Origin of the sequence: Pandoraea commovens (assembly GCF_902459615.1) — a bacterium.
Lineage (GTDB): Bacteria > Pseudomonadota > Gammaproteobacteria > Burkholderiales > Burkholderiaceae > Pandoraea > Pandoraea commovens.
On the sequence record NZ_CABPSA010000001.1, the window covers coordinates 170,932 to 190,436 of the forward strand.

Genomic DNA, 19,505 nt, shown 5'->3' on the forward strand with positions numbered 1-19,505 from the left:
TCCCCCAATCCCACAAGACCCGCGGCCCGCTATCTCCGGGCCGGACGACGAGAGAGACAAGCCATGAGCGCGACAAGCGGCTATCCCCACCTGATGCAGCCCCTGGATCTGGGCTTTACGACGTTGCGCAACCGCGTGCTGATGGGTTCGATGCACGTTGGACTGGAAGAAGCGCGCAACGGCTTTGCCCGGATGGCCGAGTTCTACGCCGAGCGCGCCCGCGGCGGCGTGGCGCTGATGGTGACGGGCGGTATCGCGCCGAATGAGGCGGGCCGTCCGTATGCGGGCGGTGCCAAGCTCAGCACGGAAGAGGAAGCGGACAAGCATCGTGTCGTGACCGACGCCGTTCACACTGCTGGCGGCAAGATCGCCATGCAGATCCTGCATTTCGGCCGCTACGCCTACCATCCCGATCTCGTCGCTCCGAGCGCCTTGCAGGCCCCCATCACACCGGCCAAACCTCGCGAACTGACGAGCGAAGAAGTCGAGTCGACCATCGACGACTTCGTGCATTGTGCGGCACTCGCGCAGCGCGCGGGTTACGACGGCGTCGAAATCATGGGTTCCGAGGGGTATCTGATCAATGAGTTCATTGCCGCCCGGACCAACCATCGCACCGACCAATGGGGCGGCAGCTACGAGAATCGCATGCGCTTTCCGGTGGAGATCGTTCGCCGGGTGCGAGAGCGCGTCGGGCACGAATTCATCATCATCTACCGTCTGTCGATGCTCGATCTGGTCGAGGGCGGCTCTACGTTTGACGAAGTCGTCCGGCTCGCCCGCGCGATCGAGGCCGCCGGTGCGACGCTGATCAACTCGGGCATCGGCTGGCACGAAGCCCGCATTCCGACGATTGCCACGAGCGTGCCGCGCGCTGCCTTCGCGTGGGTGACGGGAAAGCTCAAGGGCCACGTGGGCATTCCGCTCATCACGACCAACCGCATCAACATGCCGGATGTGGCCGAGCGGATTCTGGCGGACGGCGAGGCCGACATGGTCTCGATGGCGCGCCCGCTGCTGGCCGATCCCGAATTCGTCAACAAGGCGGCCGCAGACCGCGCAGAGACGATCAACACGTGCATCGGCTGCAATCAGGCGTGTCTCGACCACACGTTCAGCGGCAAGATCACCTCGTGTCTGGTCAACCCGCGTGCGTGCCATGAGACCGAGTTGCGCATCGAGCCGACCGGGCGTCGACGCCGCGTGGCGGTCGTCGGCGCGGGGCCTGCGGGATTGGCGGCGGCCACGGTGGCTGCGCGACGCGGACACGACGTCACGCTCATCGAAGCCGATACCGAGATCGGCGGGCAGTTCAATATGGCCAAGCGCATTCCTGGCAAGGAAGAGTTCTTCGAGACGCTGCGTTACTTCCGGCACGCGCTGGACGCCAGCGGCGTCAACGTTCAGTTGAACACCCGCGCGACGGTGGAGTCGCTTACCGGGGGCGGTTATGACGACGTGGTCCTCGCGACCGGCGTTGTGCCCCGTACGCCGGACATCGAAGGCGTCGATCATCCGAAGGTGCTGCGCTATATCGATGTGCTTCGCGGGGGGGCCGAGGTCGGCCGAACCGTCGCGGTGCTCGGTGCGGGCGGTATCGGTTTCGACGTGGCCGAATTCCTCACGCAAGCGGGCGAGAGCGCCACGCTGGTGCCCGAGAAGTTCTACGCGGAGTGGGGCATCGATCCGTCGTACGCCCATGCGGGTGGCCTGCGTCCTCCCGTTCCCGAAACCTCGCCGCGCAAAGTCTTCCTGATGCAGCGCAAGACCTCGAAGGTTGGCGACGGTCTGGGAAAAACCACCGGCTGGATTCACCGTACGTCGCTCAAACATCGCGGCGTGGAAATGATCCCGGGCGTGACCTATCGGCGTATCGACGACGAGGGGCTTCACGTCACCATTGACGATGTGCCGCATGTGCTGCCCGTTGATAACGTAGTTTTGTGCACGGGACAGGAGCCGCTGCGGGAATTGGCTGAAGGGTTGCAGGCGGCGGGTGTGCGTGTGCATGTCATCGGCGGGGCCGATGTGGCGGCGGAACTCGACGCAAAGCGCGCCATCAAGCAAGGCACAGAGCTGGCGATCGACCTATAAGTTTAGGGAGCTACACGGGGCGCGGCATACCGGTGTGCGACAATGGCGCCTCGTGATTCCTGCCTTCCGAAGGCGGTTTTTGCGATGCCAAGCGTGTGTGCCAAGTGCCGGGCACGACGTTTCCGAGGCATGCCCCGGATTGCCACCATCGCGGGGCATCCGTCGCGGCCTCCGTGGGACTCCGTACCGTGTGGCCGACGGTGTCATCGTCAATGAAGCGCAAGTTACTTTCGGCCATTTCGCTCACGGGTCGTCTCCGGTTACAGAACCTCGCCATCGTCTGCGCCGTCGTCGTGCTTTGCAGCGGCCTGCTGTGCCTGGCGTGGGGAACGTACCGGCGGGCCAGCGACGCAGCGCTCGCGCTCGACGCGTTGCGCGCGACCTTGCTGGCGATGGAAAAGGCGTCCGCCGAGCGCGGCCCGGCCAATGCCGTTCTGGGCGCGGACCTCCCGCTGCCTGCGTCGTCTGTCACCGCCTTGCGCAATGCGCGCGAAGCGACCAACGAACGACTAGAGGAACTGCTCTCGGCGCTGTCTTCGGACGACTGCAACCAATGTGCAAGCGGTCTGCATGCCGTCGAGCGGGCGCGGCTCGATCTCGCTGCGGCCAGTGCGAACGTCGATCTGCTGGTGCAGCGCCCGCGCGAAATGCGCAGCGACGCCTCCGTGCGCGATGCCGTCGATCGCATGGTTCGTGTCATCGCCGACTTCACACCCGTGGCGTCGTCGCGCATCGATATCGTGTCACGCGGCGCACCGGGCGCACTGCATTACGTCATCCTCGCGCGTCTTGCGGCCGATCTCCGGGAGTACGCCGGCCAACTCGGATCGCACTTCACCGCCGCACTCACCACCCGACAGACCCTGACCGAAGCCGATCAGCGTGCCATCGAGCGCACGCTCGGCCGTATCGATCAGCTGCGCGATATGATCGGTGCGCGCGTCAACGAACCGCCGGAACTGGGCCCCGACTCACTGAGCACCCTGAACGCGCAATACTTCGGGACGGGGCTGCATTACGTGGCGACGGTTCGCACGCTGGCCGCACAGCCGACGCCGCCCGTGCTCACGACGGCCGAGTTCGCCCGCCAGTATGTGCCGACAATGCGGGCCATCACGGACTTGCGCGACAGCATGCTGCGGCTTGCGCAACACCAGGTCGAACTGCAACGTTCCCGGGCGTTGCGATGGCTGATCCTGACGTCATTGGTGGAGGCGGTACTGGTGTTTGTCATCATCGTGGCGATGCGCAACTTCCGGCGCACCGTAGTGCTGCCGTTTGAGTCCGCCACCCGATTCGTCGACGATCTCGCCCAAGGTAATCTCGACGCAACGGTGCCGGTCGACGGTGTCCCGATGAAGCGCGCACAGGTGCGTGCCGTGTTCGACGCGTTGCGCGTGTTGCGGTTGAATGCCGTCGAACTGGTCCAACTGCGCCGCGAGCGCGCGCGACTGGTCGGCGAGCTGGAGATGAGTTCGGATACCGATCCGCTCACACGCCTGATGAACTGGCGCGCCTTCGAGCGTCAGGCGCGGGTGCTGTGTGCGATGCGTACGCCTGGCCCCATTGCACTGATCAAGTTCGATATCGACAACTTCACGCAACTCAATGCCGCGTGGGGCCACAGCGTGGGCGACGATGTGCTGCGCCGAGTGGGCGCCGTCTGTCTGAATACATGCCAACCGGGGGACGTTGTGGCGCGGCTGGGCGCGGATGCGTTCGTGATTCTGGCGCGCGTGCTCGACGAATCGCGCGCCCGACAGTTCGCGGAATTGCTGCGTGGGCGCATCGAAGCCACGACGCTCGCCTTGCCGAACGGAGAAACGCTGACGCTGACCGCCAGTTTCGGCATCGCGATGGCAGATCCCGCCACCTTCGACGTCACCGGCACGGGCAGCGGCGCACCCGCGAGCGTGTCGATTTTGCTGAGTCAGGCGGAACGCCAGTTGCACGCGGCGCGTCAGGCGAAGCGACACGTCATCGACTGACGGCACGGCCAGCGACGGGGTGCGCGGCGACGAGCGCACACCCTGTCTCAGACGATTACGGCCACTGCGGCGTTGCCGTTCCCAAAGCCAGCGCGGGCAATGCCCAGTCGACGGGCGTACCCGCCACCGACATCGGCGTGGCGACACGTCGGACAGGCCCCCACGACGTGTCCTCGATGCGCGGTGACAGATCGTCCGCCGTCTCGGTAGCCAACGGTGGCAGCGCATTCTCCGGTGTACGGTGCGTCACAAGCAAGTTGGCCGTTCTGGCCAGCGAAGCCTTCACTGAACTTCCGACTCCCAGCGTCTGACGAAGCGCTAACGCGTGCACGGCCGCCGCCGCCATCAGGTATCCGGTCGCGTAATCGATGCCTTGCCCGGGGAGCGGCACCGGACGTTCGGCACCGGCAGCACGCATCCCCGCGTCGGCAATGCCTGCGCTCATCTGCAGCAGACTGTCGAAGCCGCGTCGCGCGGACCACGGACCTTGCCACCCGTAGGCATCGAGCGAGACGTCGATCAACGTCGGATTGAGTTCACGACGCCGTGCGGCACCGAGTCCCAGACCTTCCAATGCGTCGGGACGATAGCCGTGGACGACGATGTCCGCGTCGCGCAGCAATCGTTCAAGGGCTTCGCGTCCGTTGGGGTGCTTGAGGTCGAGCCGTGCGCAGCGTTTGCCGAGCACGACTTCCGGCACCGTGCCGGGTTCGTCCCAGCCGGGCGGGTCGATGCGCAGTACCTGTGCGCCGAAGCCCGCGAGAAAGCGAGTGGCTGTCGGCCCCGCGAGGATGCGTGTCAGATCCAGCACGCGAATGCCGCTCAGCGGCCGTTCGCGCATGAGCTGCCATGTGCTGCGTCGTGTGTTGCTGGCGCTTCCAGTGTCGAACGTCTCCCAATGCAGCAAGGGTTCGCTGGCGACGGCCATCCCTTGCGGATGCTCACGCCATTGCGCGAGCGAACGCATGGCGGCGGCACAACCGCCGTGCGCCACGACGGCCGCTTCGAGCGCGTCGGCCTGCCACGTCGAGACGATCTCCGCGACGGCGTCTCTGTCGGCCTCCACACCCAGTACCGCTAGTGCGGCCGCACGATGATGCGGGGCATTGGTGTGCAGACGAATCCAGCCGTCGGCCGTCCGGTAGTCGCCTGCAACCGGGTCCCACATGGGCGCCGATGACCAGCCCTGTGCACGCAACGACGTCTGGAACCAGAACGACGCCAGTCGCCGGTCGACATTGACGTGCGGTGCAACGGCGCGTGCGCTCAGGCCGTAGTCGCCCGAAGCCCCTGTAGACAGACTGGCCACAGCCAATGTCGCCGTAGCGATCGAGGCGGTCGCGAAATCGGTGTACGGAAAGGTGCAGGGCAATGCACCGGTGCCACTCAGCGTGAGATCGGCTGCCGCGTGCTTGCCGCCGTCGACGGCATGGCGCATCTCGCTCAGGTACGACGCGACAACACCGGTGTCTTCCGCCAACGGAAGCGCACGATGGGACGCTGGGGGCGTTGGGGGCGTTGGGGATGTCGCGGGGGAAGTCTCTGAAACAGGGGAACGCATGGGAAGTCCTCGAACGATTCGATACGTGGCATCGCAATGAGTCGCGATGCAAGACTGCCGGCGCATTGAAGCTTAAGCCGATGGATTTTATTGTCAATATTGATTAACTTAATCAATCTGTTGGTCATCTACCGGCTTCGGCGATGCAATACTTCACTGCGAAACAAGCGGCCGAGCATCTCGGCGTGTCGCTCCAGACCCTCTACGCGTACGTCAGTCGTGGCCTGCTGCATGCCGAGCCAGGCAAGACGCATCGTGAGCGTCGCTATCGCGCATCGGATGTAGAGCACCTGGCGACGCAACGCACGCGCGGACGCAAGCCGAAGGAGGTGGTCAAGGCCGCGCTGGACTGGGGCATGCCGGTGCTGGAGTCGTCCATCACGCTGATCGAAGATGGACGGTGCTACTACCGGGGACGTGACGCGTTGCAGATGGCGCAGACAGCCTCCGTCGAAGCCACGGCGGCGTGGCTGTGGCAATGCGATGAGGCGTCGGCATTTGGTGACGACGCAACCGCCTCAATCAAGCACCTCGCCGTCGACTGGCCCGTGATGTTGCTCGAACGGTATCGCGACCGCCGGGCCGAAGACGCATTGCTGCCCGCATTCACCGTCGCGAGCGATGACGCGTCGACCGCGATCTGGCAACGCGATCCGGTGCGCGTGGCGCAGGGCAGCGCCGCGTTGCTACGTACGATGACGGCTTGCTTGCTGGGCACACTGCCAAGTCACGCGCCAATTCACGAACAATGTGCAGCCGCGTGGAGCGTGAGCGACGCCGAGGGTGCCGACCTCATCCGCATGGCGCTGGTGCTGTGCGCGGACCACGAGTTGAACGCATCGAGCTTCACGGCCCGCTGCGTGGCATCGACCGGCGCGAGCTTGCGCGCGGCGATCGTGGCGGGGCTGTCCGCGCTGACCGGCGGCCGTCATGGTGGCACCACGGCACGCAATGAAGCGATGTGGGACGAAGTCGGCGAGATCGATACCGCCGCGCGCATGCGCGAGCGATTGGCGCGGGGTGAGAAGCTGCCCGGCTTCGGCCATCATCTCTATCCGGCCGGGGATGTACGGGCGAGTGCGATGCTCGCGCGGGTCTTGCCTGCGCATCCCGCGTGGCAAACGATGATCGACTCGGCCGACGCATTGATCGGTCAACGCCCGTCGCTCGATTTCGCCCTCGTGGCGGTGCGCCGTCACCTTGGATTGCCGGTCGGGGCTGCGTTCGGTCTCTTCGCACTCGGACGCACTATCGGCTGGATCGCGCACGCCAGAGAGCAACGCGAGAGTACGCAACTGATTCGTCCGCGTGCCGCCTATGTCGGCCCGCGACCTGACGACGCGCTCGTCGAGTGAGCGACACCCGCGAAGTCGCTCGGGTGTCGCCGACGGGGACTAAGCGCCCGAACGTCGTCCGAAGATCGCCCGGTCGCCAACCCAGACGAGCGCCATAGTCGCCCCCATGAGCGGGAAAACGCAGCCGAGCGCCACCATACCGGCGGTCCATCCGCGCATCGGCGGACGCGCCTGCGGGCGCGACGGCGCACCGAGCGCTCGTGCCGGACGGCGCATCCACCACATGATCGCGCCCGTCGCCGCCATGCCGAACAGTCCCATCGAAATGGCGGCACACAACCATTGATTGGCCACGCCGAAGTACCGGCCCATGTGCAGCGCGGTGCCGTACGAAACCGCCTGTGCAACGGCACCGTACGCGTTGTAATCGATGTCGCGAAGTACGCGGCCGCTGTACTGATCGATGTGAATCGTGCGCTCGGCATTCGGGTCGGCGGGGAAGTACGACACGGTGTAGACGCCATCCGGACGCTTCGGTACGACGAGGCTATAGCCACTTTGCACACCCATACGCGAAGCAATGGCCATCACGTCGTCGACGGACAGCGCGCCTTCTGCGCGCAACGCAGCGGGTGACAGGCCTGCGTCACCCGGGGCACTGTGTTCGCTACCTCCGTTATGGGCTGCATGTTCGTCGGCCGCTCCCTTCGTGTCATGCACGGCATGGTTCATGCCTGGCATGTTCGCCATTCCGGCCATTCCATCGGCACTTGCAGGCGGCGTCGACTGCGGGACCTTCGTGTTCCCCACGGCCCACGGAATCTGGGCGATAGGCAGATCGTCCATCTTCATGGGCTTTGCGGGTGCCTGCGAGCGCACCGGTGCCTCGCCCCAGACACCGGACGGCGAGCCCATGCCGATCTTCGACGTCAGCACCTTGAACTGTGCGCCCCACGAGCCGGACCACGGCAGCCCCGACAGCACGAACGCCAGTCCACCGGCGGCGAGCCACAAGCCCGCGACGCCGTGCAGATTGCGCAGCAGCGCACGCCCGCGCAACTGTAAACGCGGCCGCAGCGCATTCGCCCACGTTGCGCCCGCACGCGGCCACCAGAGCGCGAGTCCGGTCACGAGCATGACGAGTGTCCAGCACCCGGCCAGCTCCATGAGCAATTCGCCGGGCTTGCCTAGCATGAGCGAGCGATGCAACGCACGCGCCTGCGCCATCAGCCGGTGCTCGACGCTGAGCGTACCGAGCACTGCACCCGTGTAAGGATTCAGATAGACGCTCTCACGCTCGCCACCGGGCAGACGAAAGATGAATTCCGCACTGCGCGTCGGATCGCGATTGACCTCGACGGAGCTGACTTTCGCGCCTGCGGGCAGCGCCGCCGCGGCGCGTTCCATCAGCGTCTGCTCGGCCAGACGCGGCTCGGTGGACGCCGCGACGATCAGCCGGTCGTGATAGAGCCAAGGTTCGATCTGCGGCTGAAAGACGTAAATCGTGCCGGTGATGGCGAGCACCATGAGCCAGGGCATGACGAAGAGACCGGCATAGAAGTGCCAGCGCCAGAGGGTGCGGTATTGGCCTGCGGCGGCCGTCGGTTGCGCTTCACGGGTGTGAGGCGTCTGTGAGTACGGCGGGTGAGAGGTCTGCATGTTGTGACGATTCCGTCTCGTGTCGCCACTGCATGGCAGCGGCGCGCGCGTGCCGCTGGCGCAAGCGTCAGACAGGCATTGGGCGCGAAAAGGGAGCGACGCCGTCACCGGGCGTGGCGAGGCATCGGACTGAACGCGAGATCAGGAAACGGCAGGTGGGGCACGCGCAGGCGGCGTGTAAGCGAGTTGGGTGTTCGACGAAACGGCATCCGCGACCGGTCCGGCGCGTGCGATCCATGCGAACGAGATCGCACCGGCGAGCGCGGGCATGACGAGCGGCGGATGATTGGCGAGCAGCGAACAGTAGCCGCAAAGGTCGCCCTGAGTCTCATGCGCGGCATGTGACATGCCCGCGCCGTGTGTCGCATCGTCATGCCCGTGGGTCGTCGCTGCCACCAGCATGGCGGATGATGCGTGCGTGGCACCGTCGACGGTACAGAACGCGGCGTCCAGCACACGCGCCTGTCCGGCGCGATGCGCCGCAAGTCCCTGACTGACGATCGGCATGCAAATCGCCAGCCACATGGCGGCGAGGCCGAGCCATGCAGTGAGACGTTTGCGGGAAGACGATGTCATGCGTCAGTGGACCGTATTCAGTGGACCGTAGATTGCGGTGGGCTGGGGCGCTAAAGCCGGAATGCTATCACGCGGGGCGTCAGATCATGCCTGCTGTGAGTGCCTTGAGGGTCGCAGCTGCGCGTGTAGAACAATCCAGCTTGCGGAAGATACTTTCGACGTGTGTGCGCACGGTGCTGGGGCTCAGGGCCAGCGCGCGGGCGGCTTCCTTGTTGCTCAGCCCTGCGCTGATTTGACGCAGCACGTCGATCTCACGCGGTGAGAGCAGCGAGGCGGTGCCCGGTGGCGTTGCGCGCGGGCGCACTGTTTGCCCCTGCGACGTCGCAACGACCGCCGCCACAATGTCCGCATCGAACTTTCCAGCGGCGGCGTCGCGTTCGATCAGTTCCACCGCCTCGTCGAACCTGTGGGCGGGGCGCCACGGACGCGTTGCCAGCAGCGCTTCGAACGCGACCGATGTAGCGAGGACACGTTGCGGCGTTGTCAGTGTCGAGCCGTCGACGCCACGGAAATAGCCGCTACCGTCCAGCCGCTCATAAGCGTAGGACGCAAGGTCGGCCACTTGCCGCAGCCCGTCGATCTGTTTGGCCGCACGCGCGCTCCAGTACGGGACGAGACGAACTTTCTCCCACTGATCGGCGGACAGCTTGCCGTCCGTCTCCCAGAGCCGGTTTGGCAGGGCTGCGCGGCCGATCCCGTGCAACAGGGCGGCCGAGCGCAATTGCGTCTGGACGTCGATGTCGAGGGCCACGCTTTGCGCCGTGCGCGACGCCAGATCTGCCGTGCGACGCGAGAAACCGGCGAGCCACGGCAGCTTCAGTTCTGTGACATCCGCCAGCAGCGAGAGTGGCACGTCGGCGTGACGTTCAGGCTCGGCGAGTTGCCACGTGCCGGTATCGGGATCGGCCGCGTCCAGCGCATCCAGCCAACGGTTTGCCTGACGCAAGGCAGCATCCACCAGCCGCGCGGGATACTTGGCGTCAGACTGACTGCGCAGGAAGGCGAGGGCGCTTTCGCGTCCATGAGCACGCGCCAGAATTTCGAGATCGCTCGCGACGTTGACGAAGAACACGGTCTCGGGAATCGCATCGCCATCGTGCCCGGCAGGCATGCCCTTACCGTCGAAGCGCTCGAAAACGTTGCGCAGCGCCTCGACCACGCGCGACGGCATGCCCATCGTCGCGGCGACGTCGCCCGACACTTCACAGTGAATCAGGGCCAACGGCACGATGAGCGATTGCGTTTGCGCGGAGAGCGGCGGCAGCGTCTGCGCCATCATGGCCTCGCGCGCGGCGACGTCGTCGCCCAGCAATTCGGCAAAGCCACCGGCGTTCGCCGTACAGCCGGACCAGCGCAGCAGTGCCGTCGCGCGGGCATGATTCTGCGCGTCGAGGTCTGCACCGCATTCCTGCGCGAGCCAGCCAGCGAGGCAGGCGGCGCGGCGCGAGTGATCCGTCGAGCGGCCCATGCTGAGGTCGCCGATGAAGGCGAGCGCAAGAATCGCGTCGGTGAGGCCGGCGGTGCTCGATGACATGTTGGACGTGGATGAGGGGCGCAAGGAAGGAGTCGCTATCGGTCATCAAGTGCCTGCATCGGTCGATCGTCCGATACCGGCTCGAGCGCGAGACGACGACACTGGCAACCAGTCGAGCCAACCTCGTGGCTCGTTTTCCCGAATCAAGGAGATTTCGATGAACCGCCATTCTACTCTCGCCGCCATGTTGCTTAGCGCCGGTTTGCTGGGCGCTGCCGCTTCCGCACACGCCGCCCCTGCGGCCACCGCCCGCGAAGGCGTGCCGTCCGTGGTGATCGTGCACGGTGCGTTCGCCGATGGCTCCGACTGGGCCAAGGTCGTCGCCATCCTTCAGGAAAAGGGTGTCCACGTGACGGCTGTGCAGAACCCGCTCGATTCGCTCTCCGGCGACGTCGCAGCCGCCACGCGCGCCATCGACAATCAACCGGGTAAAGTCGTGCTCGTCGGCCACTCGTGGGGCGGTGCAGTTATCACTGAAGCTGGCAACGACGACAAGGTCGCCAGCCTCGTCTACGTGTCCGCCTTCGCGCCGGACGCCGGTCAGTCGGTCGAAACGCTTTCGAAAGACCTGCCCAAGGCACCGGGCATCGATCACATCGTGGCCGACGCCAGCGGCTGGCTGAGCCTGCCCCCGGCCGATGTCGCCAAGTTCTTCGCGCAGGACGTGCCCGCCAAGCAAGCGCGTGTGATGGCCGCAACGCAAGGCCCGATCAAGGGATCGGCGTTCGGCGACAAGATCAGCGTGGCGTCGTGGCACCAGAAGCCGTCTTGGTTCGTGATCAGCCAGAACGACCGCATGATCAACCCGGAAGCCCAGCGCATCATGGCCCGCACGATCGGTGCGAAGGTGACGGAGCTGCCGACGAGCCACGTGCCGCAGCAGTCGCGTCCGGCCGACGTGGCGAAGGTGATTCTCGACGCGGTCGCCAGCGTCAAGTAAGACTTGTCGTCCGGTGTGACGGGGCGGCCAGCGCCGCTTCGTTCCTCGAATTACCCTGGGAAACCGGGGTTTTTTGAATCCGTATGTGTCACTTGTCCGGCCAGATACATTCGGACATAAACGACGATGAACTCGCCGATATAACTACGGGTAAGCGCTCGGCACGCACCGCAGGTGTGAGGTTGGAGCTACCCCCGGCAGCCGCCGGAATATCACTCAGAGAGGTCATCAGTCATGTCGGATCCGGTCAATCTTCGCCGTCGTCGTCTTCTTGGCACCACGCTCGCAGGCGTCACGCTCGCCGAACTGGGGCTGTCGCAACTGGCCAATGCGGCTTCGTCCGCCGGTGCGTCAGGTTCGGTCGGTGGTCACACGTCGTTCGAAGCGATCCGTCAGATCGACGCGGGCGACCTGAACGTCGGTTACGCCGAAGCCGGACCGAAGAATGGCAAGGTCGTCATCCTGCTGCACGGCTGGCCGTACGACATCTACAGCTATGTGGACGTTGCGCCGTTGCTGGCCGCCGCCGGTTACCGCGTGATCGTGCCGTACCTGCGCGGTTATGGCACGACGCTTCTGCTCTCGGCCAGCGCCCCGCGCAACGGTCAGCAAGCCGTGGTGGCGGCCGACATCATCGCCCTGATGGACGCGCTGAAGATCGATCAGGCCATTCTCGGCGGTTACGACTGGGGCGCACGCACGGCGAACATCGTCGCGGCCCTCTGGCCGGAGCGCGTGAAGGCGATGGTGTCCGTGAGCGGCTATCTGATCGGCAGCCAGGCGGGCAATGCGGTGCCGCTGCCGCCGCAAGCCGAATTGCAATGGTGGTATCAGTTCTACTTCGCGACCGAGCGCGGTGCGAAGGGCTACGCCGCCAACACCGACGCGTTCAACAAGCTGATCTGGCAACTGGCTTCGCCGAAGTGGCAGTTCGACGACGCGACGTACGCGCGCTCGGCCGCTGCGTTCCATAACCCCGATCACGTGGACATCGTGATTCACAACTACCGCTGGCGTCTTGGCCTCGCGCAAGGCGAGGCGCGGTTCGATGCACTGGAAAAACGTCTCGCGACGGCCCCGGCGATCACCGTGCCCACGATCACGATGGAAGGCGATGCCAACGGCGCGCCGCACCCGGCACCGGCAGCCTATGCGAAGAAGTTCACCGGAAAGTATCAGCACCGCGATATCGGCGGCGGCATCGGTCACAACCTGCCGCAGGAAGCCCCGAAGGCGTTCGCCGACGCGATTCTGGAAGTCGTTACGCTGTAAGGCGGCACGGCTTCACCGTTTGGCCGATGGGTTGCCGACGGTGAAGCCCGTGTGCGAAGCGTAGGGATCAGAAGATCAGCGTCGCCGTCGCCATGAACGTCTTCGTGCTTTTGAGGCGGTTGGTGGCGGTGATCGTCGGCACCCAGCGCGCGGAAAACGACAACGGGTGCTTGCCGTCGATCTTGGTGTCGTAGGTGACGATCGGCCCCAATGCGAAGTCATGACCCCGGAAGCCGTTCAATTGATCGGCGGTCGGGCCGCTGTCACTGCCTAACTGCTGCGTCGTCCCCAAGACCAGCCCGATCCCCAGTCCGTTCGAGAACTTCTTCAGGCCCATGACATCGAGCGTGAAGAGCGGCGCGTTCTGGTAATCGGTCGCTGTGTTGCGCGTATAAAACTGCACACCGGCGATGACGTCGAACTCCAGCCCGTAGGACGGCACGAACTTCGTATAGGCGACCTGAGGAATGAACGTCCAGTTGTTCAGGCTAGGGTTCGCCAGTGCATTGGGATCATAACGGCCGGTCGGTGCCCAGATGGCGACCGAGAACGACATGTGATCGGTCTGCGAGAAGTGGTAGCCAGCGATGATCGGGGTGAAGGTGATGTCGAATAGGTTCGATGCCGTCTGCGACGTACCGACCGAGTTGCCCCGGCCGCCGCTCAGCGTCGCTGTCGCTTTTGTCCACAGATACGGCAGCGTGAAGCTCGACGCGAAGTTCCACGCACCGGTGTCGGTCTTCCACGTCTTCATCAGTGTGGCGAGCGTGAACGACAGTTCACCGTTAAGCCCTAGCGACGTCGTGCCAGCAATCGGTGCCTGACGGCTGCCGCCGATGTTCCCGTCGAAATAGATTTCCGCGAAATTGACCGCCCAGATCGGCTCCGGCGAGACGACGCCCGCATTCGGCTGCACGCCCGTGCCGCTGACCGGACGCCCGAGCGCACCTTCCGCGGCGTTGGCGTTCGGCGTGACGGCGGCCAGTGCGACGAGTGTCGCAGCGAACGCCAGAGGCGTGCGGTGGCGCCGGGCACGCGTGGCGGAAGCGCTGCGAGGCGACGAAGTAGGCGAGAGGCGCGATGGCAGCATGTTGTTGGCGTCGGGTGTCATGAGTGGGAACGGCTGTCCGTGACTTAGCGTTGTCCGGCGAACCAGCGGAAGTACGGGTTATTGGCCTCCAGTTGCAGTGCAGTACCCAACTGACGCGCCCAGGTGTTGCGGTCGCCGTCGAGGGCGGCCAGCGACGCGCCGTAAAACGCCAGCAACGCCTGTCGCGACCGGGCGATCTCGGCGGTGAGTGCCTCGTCGGCGCCGGTCACCGGTGGTTCGCTTTGCAGTGCCAGCAGGTTGCGCAGCGTCGGGGCGAAGGCCTGACGCCCGACCCACGGCGCGTATTCGATGCGGGGATGGTCGTCGGTCACCGGCGCAGCATCCTCCACGTAGTAGGCGAGCCCCGAGCGATCCGTCATCCATGTCGCGAGTAGCGCACCCGGCGAATCGATGCCGACTTCCCGAAGCGATTGCGCCACGCCCGGCTGTGCAAAGCGCTGACGAATCGATGCGGCGTCGAGTACCAGCGGCGACTGGCCGCCGACGAGCAACATTTCGTGCAGTTCGGTCGTCCAGAGGCTTGCGTGCGGGAAGACGGCAATGAAGCTGGCGATGAGCGCCTTCGTTTCGGCTTCGTTCTGCGTGGGCAACGGCAACCATTGCGCGACGACGCCCCCGTCGCTAAGTCTTGACGACGCCAGCTTGTAGAAGTCGGTGGAGTAAAGGTTGGCGACACCCGCAGCGCTCGGCGGCGGCGGTTCCAGCGTGATGAGATCGTAGCGATCCGCACTGCGCAGCAATTCGCGACGGCCGTCGCGCACGCGAATGTCCATGCGCTTGTCGTCGGCCACGCCGTAGTTGCCTTTGAAGTGAGACGACGCCTTGACGACCGCAGGCAGGAGTTCTGCCGTCACCCGGTGCGTGAGGCCCGGATACTGCAACAGCGCGCCCGCCGTAATGCCGGTTCCGAGTCCGATGACCAGTGCGCTTTGCGGCTGTGCTTTTGCGACGATGAGCGGCAGCAGCGCCTGAAGCCGCATGTAGCGCAGCGACGTCATGGCGTCCCCCGAATTCGACACGCCTTGTATATAGAGACGCTCGAACCGGTTCGAACCGGTTGACTGACGCAGCACGGCGACCGTCGCCCCCCGACCTTCCTCATAGAACGTCAGTTCGCCACCGCGCGCGTCGGTCAGCAAAGTCGCGAGCCGCTGCGGCGGCGTGGCGACGGTGGCGACACCCAATACCACAGCGAGTCCGATGACGGCTATGCGCGCCACCTTTCCAACACCTGCGCCGCGCCAGACGGCAACCAGCGCCACGATGCACGCAATGCCTGCGAGTACGCCAAGCGTTCGCACCAGACCGAACGACGGGACCAGCCAGAAGCCCGTCGCGAGCGATCCGACGATGCCGCCCGCCGTGTTGAGCGCGACGACCCGGCCGACCCCTTGGCCGACGTAACCGGCGTCCACCGCCAGGCGCAACACGTACGGGAAGGCCGCGCCGAGCAACAGCGTCGGCAGGAAGACGATACCCAGACCCGCCACGAGAAAGCGGGCGCACATTGCAAGCGTGGCGCTTTGCGTCGTCGCATAGACCATGCTCGCGAGCTTGCCCTGAGCGACGAAGATCCAGTCGCCCAGCCCGTACAGCGTGACGGCAGCGACCACGCCCGCACCGGCGACCAGCAGCGCGAATACGCCCCACGGATCACGGGAACGCTCCACACGTCGGGCCACGAGGGCGCTACCGAGCGTCAACCCGCAGAGATAGGTGGCGAGCACGATGGCAAACGCAAATGCGCGGGTGCTGACGAATTGCACGATGGCTTGCGACCACATAACTTCGTAGCCCAGTGCAACACCACCAGCGACGGCATACAGCCCGATGGCAAGCGTGCCCCGACGACGTGCAAGCGATGGGACTGCGTCGGACGTGTCGGCATGCGTTTCGATAGGTGCCGAAGCCAGCGGCATTGTTGCCGACGCGCGTCGCGACGCCACGACCGCCGCCAGCGCCAGCAGGACGCTCAGCCCGGCCGCAGCGCACGCGGCACCCTGCATACCGAACGACGGTATCAGCCAGAACGGTACTGCCAGCACGCCGACAACAGCGCCGACGGTATTGGCCGCGTACAGACGCGCACCCGCATGCCCGACGTGGCCGTCGATACCGCGGCGCGAGCGCATGAGGACCGGAAGCGTGCCGCCCATGAAGACGGCGGGCACACCGACAAGCACGAACGGCAACACCCACGCGGCGAGGCCCACATGGGCTTCGAGCCAGGCGAAGGGTGCTGCGGCGCGTGCGAGGACAAGCGTGCTGACGATAGCCGTGAGCGCCACGGCAGCTTCAAGCACGGCGTAGAGCTGCATGGGATTGGCGACGCCGTCGGCGCGCCGTCCGAAATACCAGCCACCGACCGCGAGGCCGCCGAAGAAGGCGCTGATCGCGATGGACACGGCATGCACTTCGACGCCCACGACGAGCGAGAGCTGCCGGATCCATATCATCTGAAAGACGAGTGCCGATGCGCCCGAGAGCACAAGCAACAATGCGGGCCATGCTAACGACGGCGCAGGCGTGCTTGTGGGGACAGCAGGGGAATCAGGTAAGGCGAGGGCGGGCGACGCAGACGGCGATGCGACCTTGCGGCGGCCGCGAGGCGCGGGAATCGACGGGGAAGCCAGCGTATCGGTCATATCGCGCATTGGTTTTCGGAGGTGAGTCAGATGAAACAACCCCGCCGGGCCGGAGAGACGTCAAGTTCCGGCACGGCGAGGTCTGCGGTCGGACTTACTCCAGTCCGCGGTTCTTGAAGGACTGATCGATCTTCTTGTCCACCTGCTTGCGCACCTGATCGATGCTGAAGCTCGCAGGCCGCTGGCTCGGCGGATAGTCGACGAAGGTCTGGAGGAATACCGAGGCCTTCATTGTGGCAATGGCGGTCAGATAAGCGTTCTTCGCCAGCCAATCGTTGTACTGATCCGAAGTGATATCCGCCCGCTCGTAGGGATCCATTCGCAGGTTGAACATTTTCGGCACCCGCAGGCAAACGAACGGCTCTTGCCAGATGTTGAAGTTGCCCGGCGCACGCTGTTCGCAGAAGACCGCTTTCCAGTTGCCGAAGCGCATGGCTACCAGTTCACCGTCGTCATTGAAGTAATAGAACTCGTCGCGCGCTCCCTTGGGGGCTTTGCCCGTCAGATACGGCAACTGGTTGTATCCGTCCAGGTGATTGCGGAACTTGGTCTTGTTGCCCTTGGGCGACCAGCCCTTGAGCAGCCGATCCTTGACGCCATCGTCGCCTGCTGCGGCCAGCAGCGTCGGGAACCAGTCCAGCCCCGAAACGATCTCGTTGGACACGCTGCCCGGCTTGATCTTGCCCGGCCAGCGAATCATCGCGGGCACCCGGAAAGCGCCTTCCCAGTTCGAGTCCTTCTCACTGCGGAATGGCGTCATGGCGGCATCAGGCCAGGTGAACATGTTCGGGCCGTTGTCCGTCGTGTAGATCACGATCGTGTTGTCCGTGATTTTCAGATCGTCCAGCAGCTTGAGCAGTTTGCCCACGTCCTGATCGTGTTCCCACATGCCGTCGGCATACTCATTACCGGGCATACCGCTCTTGCCCTTAAACTCCGGCCGCACGTGCGTGTAGATGTGCATGCGAGTGAAGTTCATCCAGACGAAGAAGGGCTTGTTGGCTTTGACTTGCTTCTGAATGAATTCTGCCGCCTTGGCACCCGTCTCGTCGTCGATGGTCTCCATGCGCTTCTTGGTCAACGGCCCGCTATCCTGCACCTTGCCATCAGACGTGCTATGAATCACGCCGCGCGGCGTGAAGTTCTTCACATACGGATCGTTGGGATCCTTCGGCCAATACGGTCGCTCTGGTTCTTCCTCGGCGTTCAGGTGATACAGGTTGCCGAAGAATTCGTCGAAGCCGTGCGCCGTCGGCAGGTACTCGTTTCGGTCGCCGAGGTGGTTCTTGCCGAACTGGCCGGTGGCGTAGCCGAGCGGCTTGAGTGCTTCCGCAATGGTGATGTCCGTTTTTTGCAGACCGACCGTGGCACCCGGTGCGCCGACCTTCGACAGACCGGTGCGCAGCGGCGACTGCCCCGTGATAAACGACGAGCGCCCAGCCGTGCAACTGTTCTCGGCGTAGTAGTCGGTGAAGATCATGCCTTCCTTAGCCACGCGGTCAATGTTCGGCGTGCGGTAGCCGACCAGCCCGTTGGAATAGGCGCTGATGTTCGTCTGGCCGATATCGTCGCCAAAGATGACAAGGATGTTCGGCGGCTTGGTACCGCTTTGCGCTGGCGCGTCGCCAGGCGCAACCAGCACGTACGCGGCCGTAACGGCAAGGACCGCTGTACTGGTGAAGCTGAAGACTCGTCTGAGTGAGAATGACATCGTCGTCTCCGGTGAGGTCATTGGGAGGAAAGCGGGAACACGGTGGCCCAGTCGTCTTTCATGCTCACGACGGTCCAGCCTCGGGTGACGGCGACATCCCATGCGCGGTCGAGTCGGCCGATTTTCGACTGACGGTCGTAGGCAAACTCGCGGGTAGCGTCGTCGTGATGTACGAGCAGCGCCAGATGCGGGCCCTGGCCCGTGGTCGTGTACTCAAGCATTTGCAGATCGCCGTCGGAGTTGCCGAACGCGAGGATCGGCTTGCGTCCGATGCGGCGGTAGATGCCGACCGGCTTGCCCGGTCCGTCGTCGACGAAGTCGATCTTGGGCTGACGAACCAACTGACCCTGACCGTCACGGCTTTCGTACTTGAGGCCTTCGTCGGTGCCGATCACCTGTTCGGGCGGCACGCCGTAAACACGCTCGACCCACGCGCGCATGAACTGCGTCGTGCCGCCGGAGACGATGTAAGTCTTGAAGCCGTTCGCGCGCAGATAAGTCAGCAGTTCGAGCTGCGGCTGGAACACCAGCGACGTATAGGGGCGATGTAGCGTCGGGTGCTTTGCCGAGGCGAGCCATGCCTCGATGCGCGCGTCGTAGTCGGCGACGTTCATGCCGCTGTTCGCCTGCGCGAGCAGTTGCAACAGAGACTTCTTCTGTGCGCTCAGTTCCCGCAGATCACCGGCCATCAGGGCCTGGAATGCCGGATTGCGTTTCCATTCCGGATGCGCTGCGGCCTGCGCCTTCACCTGATCGATCATGAAGACAAACTGGAAGTACAGCGGCTGTTCGCTCCACAGCGTGCCGTCGTTATCGAATACGGCAATGCGCTCGGCTGGCGGGACATAGCTGGCCGAACCGTTGCGGGTTACGTCGGCCACGAAGCGCACGATGGCCTGCTTGGCCCCGCCGTCACGCCACGAGGGCAGAGCGTCGGCGGTGTGCGCAGACGACGATGCCGGTGATGCAGCTTGCTGCTCAGGCGGCGTCGGCGTCGGTGTTGCGCAGGCAGCAAGGGACAGCGCCACCACGACGGCGGCCGCTGCCCGGCCAAAACGCGAGCGAAGTCTCTCCATCCCCCAATCCTTGATCGTTGTAATGGTGCGGGTTCGTCGACGT

The 19,505-nt window shown here is 64.8% G+C and carries 13 protein-coding genes; 5 read left to right on the top strand and 8 right to left on the bottom strand.

Annotated elements, in window-relative coordinates:
* Window positions 1-63: 63 nt before the first annotated feature.
* Window positions 64-2,094 (top strand): NADPH-dependent 2,4-dienoyl-CoA reductase, encoded by a 2,031-nt coding sequence (locus PCO31010_RS00655; RefSeq protein WP_150662537.1) that lies wholly within the window; start codon window positions 64-66, stop codon window positions 2,092-2,094.
* A gap of 212 nt (window positions 2,095-2,306) precedes the next feature.
* The gene (locus PCO31010_RS00660; RefSeq protein ID WP_150662538.1) at window positions 2,307-4,082 is read left to right on the top strand and encodes a GGDEF domain-containing protein; all 1,776 of its coding nucleotides are present in this window, start codon (window positions 2,307-2,309) and stop codon (window positions 4,080-4,082) included.
* A 55-nt stretch (window positions 4,083-4,137) separates the two neighbouring features.
* Here the strand turns inward: PCO31010_RS00660 and PCO31010_RS00665 are convergent, their stop codons facing one another.
* Window positions 4,138-5,520, bottom strand: coding sequence for a CoA transferase (locus PCO31010_RS00665; RefSeq protein ID WP_150663425.1), 1,383 nt, complete (start codon window positions 5,518-5,520; stop codon window positions 4,138-4,140).
* A 266-nt stretch (window positions 5,521-5,786) separates the two neighbouring features.
* Here PCO31010_RS00665 and PCO31010_RS00670 point away from each other — a divergent pair, with 266 nt between their 5' ends.
* Entirely contained in the window at window positions 5,787-6,998 is a 1,212-nt protein-coding gene (locus tag PCO31010_RS00670) for a citrate synthase family protein (protein ID WP_150662539.1), read from the top strand.
* A gap of 39 nt (window positions 6,999-7,037) precedes the next feature.
* On the opposite strand, the gene PCO31010_RS00675 is transcribed toward PCO31010_RS00670, so the two are convergent.
* From PCO31010_RS00675 to PCO31010_RS00685, 3 genes are all read right to left on the bottom strand, one after another.
* A complete protein-coding gene (locus PCO31010_RS00675) occupies window positions 7,038-8,597 on the bottom strand; it encodes a PepSY-associated TM helix domain-containing protein (RefSeq protein ID WP_150662540.1) in 1,560 nt (519 codons plus the stop codon).
* Window positions 8,598-8,738: 141 nt separating this feature from the next.
* The gene (locus PCO31010_RS00680) at window positions 8,739-9,173 is read right to left on the bottom strand and encodes a DUF2946 domain-containing protein (protein ID WP_150662541.1); all 435 of its coding nucleotides are present in this window, start codon (window positions 9,171-9,173) and stop codon (window positions 8,739-8,741) included.
* 79 nt (window positions 9,174-9,252) lie between these two features.
* On the bottom strand, window positions 9,253-10,707 hold the full coding sequence (locus PCO31010_RS00685) for an HD domain-containing phosphohydrolase (protein ID WP_150662542.1): 1,455 nt from the start codon (window positions 10,705-10,707) through the stop codon (window positions 9,253-9,255).
* A gap of 157 nt (window positions 10,708-10,864) precedes the next feature.
* Between PCO31010_RS00685 and PCO31010_RS00690 the strand changes: the two genes are divergently transcribed.
* Together PCO31010_RS00690 and PCO31010_RS00695 are read left to right on the top strand one after the other, a co-directional pair.
* Window positions 10,865-11,647: an alpha/beta fold hydrolase gene (locus PCO31010_RS00690; protein ID WP_150662543.1), complete on the top strand. Its 783-nt coding sequence runs from the start codon at window positions 10,865-10,867 to the stop codon at window positions 11,645-11,647.
* A 234-nt stretch (window positions 11,648-11,881) separates the two neighbouring features.
* A complete protein-coding gene (locus PCO31010_RS00695) occupies window positions 11,882-12,919 on the top strand; it encodes an alpha/beta fold hydrolase (RefSeq protein WP_150662544.1) in 1,038 nt (345 codons plus the stop codon).
* Between the two features lie 67 nt (window positions 12,920-12,986).
* On the opposite strand, the gene PCO31010_RS00700 is transcribed toward PCO31010_RS00695, so the two are convergent.
* From PCO31010_RS00700 to PCO31010_RS00715, 4 genes are all read right to left on the bottom strand, one after another.
* Window positions 12,987-14,030 (bottom strand): SphA family protein, encoded by a 1,044-nt coding sequence (locus PCO31010_RS00700; protein WP_246184371.1) that lies wholly within the window; start codon window positions 14,028-14,030, stop codon window positions 12,987-12,989.
* 23 nt (window positions 14,031-14,053) lie between these two features.
* Window positions 14,054-16,684, bottom strand: a complete 2,631-nt coding sequence (locus PCO31010_RS00705) for a fused MFS/spermidine synthase (RefSeq protein ID WP_246184372.1) — start codon at window positions 16,682-16,684, stop codon at window positions 14,054-14,056.
* A gap of 85 nt (window positions 16,685-16,769) precedes the next feature.
* The gene (locus PCO31010_RS00710) at window positions 16,770-18,386 is read right to left on the bottom strand and encodes an arylsulfatase (protein WP_150662545.1); all 1,617 of its coding nucleotides are present in this window, start codon (window positions 18,384-18,386) and stop codon (window positions 16,770-16,772) included.
* A gap of 17 nt (window positions 18,387-18,403) precedes the next feature.
* Window positions 18,404-19,462 (bottom strand): HAD family hydrolase, encoded by a 1,059-nt coding sequence (locus PCO31010_RS00715; RefSeq protein WP_150662546.1) that lies wholly within the window; start codon window positions 19,460-19,462, stop codon window positions 18,404-18,406.
* Window positions 19,463-19,505: the final 43 nt, after the last annotated feature.

Bases quoted from the DNA above. Each gene is read 5' to 3' on its own strand.
- PCO31010_RS00655 (WP_150662537.1), top strand. From the start codon at position 64: ATGAGCGCGACAAGCGGCTATCCCCACCTGATGCAGCCCCTGGATCTG.
- PCO31010_RS00660 (WP_150662538.1), top strand. From the start codon at position 2,307: ATGAAGCGCAAGTTACTTTCGGCCATTTCGCTCACGGGTCGTCTCCGG.
- PCO31010_RS00665 (WP_150663425.1), bottom strand. From the start codon at position 5,520: ATGCGCCATGCCGTCGACGGCGGCAAGCACGCGGCAGCCGATCTCACG.
- PCO31010_RS00670 (WP_150662539.1), top strand. From the start codon at position 5,787: ATGCAATACTTCACTGCGAAACAAGCGGCCGAGCATCTCGGCGTGTCG.
- PCO31010_RS00675 (WP_150662540.1), bottom strand. From the start codon at position 8,597: ATGCAGACCTCTCACCCGCCGTACTCACAGACGCCTCACACCCGTGAA.
- PCO31010_RS00680 (WP_150662541.1), bottom strand. From the start codon at position 9,173: ATGACATCGTCTTCCCGCAAACGTCTCACTGCATGGCTCGGCCTCGCC.
- PCO31010_RS00685 (WP_150662542.1), bottom strand. From the start codon at position 10,707: ATGTCATCGAGCACCGCCGGCCTCACCGACGCGATTCTTGCGCTCGCC.
- PCO31010_RS00690 (WP_150662543.1), top strand. From the start codon at position 10,865: ATGAACCGCCATTCTACTCTCGCCGCCATGTTGCTTAGCGCCGGTTTG.
- PCO31010_RS00695 (WP_150662544.1), top strand. From the start codon at position 11,882: ATGTCGGATCCGGTCAATCTTCGCCGTCGTCGTCTTCTTGGCACCACG.
- PCO31010_RS00700 (WP_246184371.1), bottom strand. From the start codon at position 14,030: ATGACACCCGACGCCAACAACATGCTGCCATCGCGCCTCTCGCCTACT.
- PCO31010_RS00705 (WP_246184372.1), bottom strand. From the start codon at position 16,684: ATGCGCGATATGACCGATACGCTGGCTTCCCCGTCGATTCCCGCGCCT.
- PCO31010_RS00710 (WP_150662545.1), bottom strand. From the start codon at position 18,386: ATGTCATTCTCACTCAGACGAGTCTTCAGCTTCACCAGTACAGCGGTC.
- PCO31010_RS00715 (WP_150662546.1), bottom strand. From the start codon at position 19,462: ATGGAGAGACTTCGCTCGCGTTTTGGCCGGGCAGCGGCCGCCGTCGTG.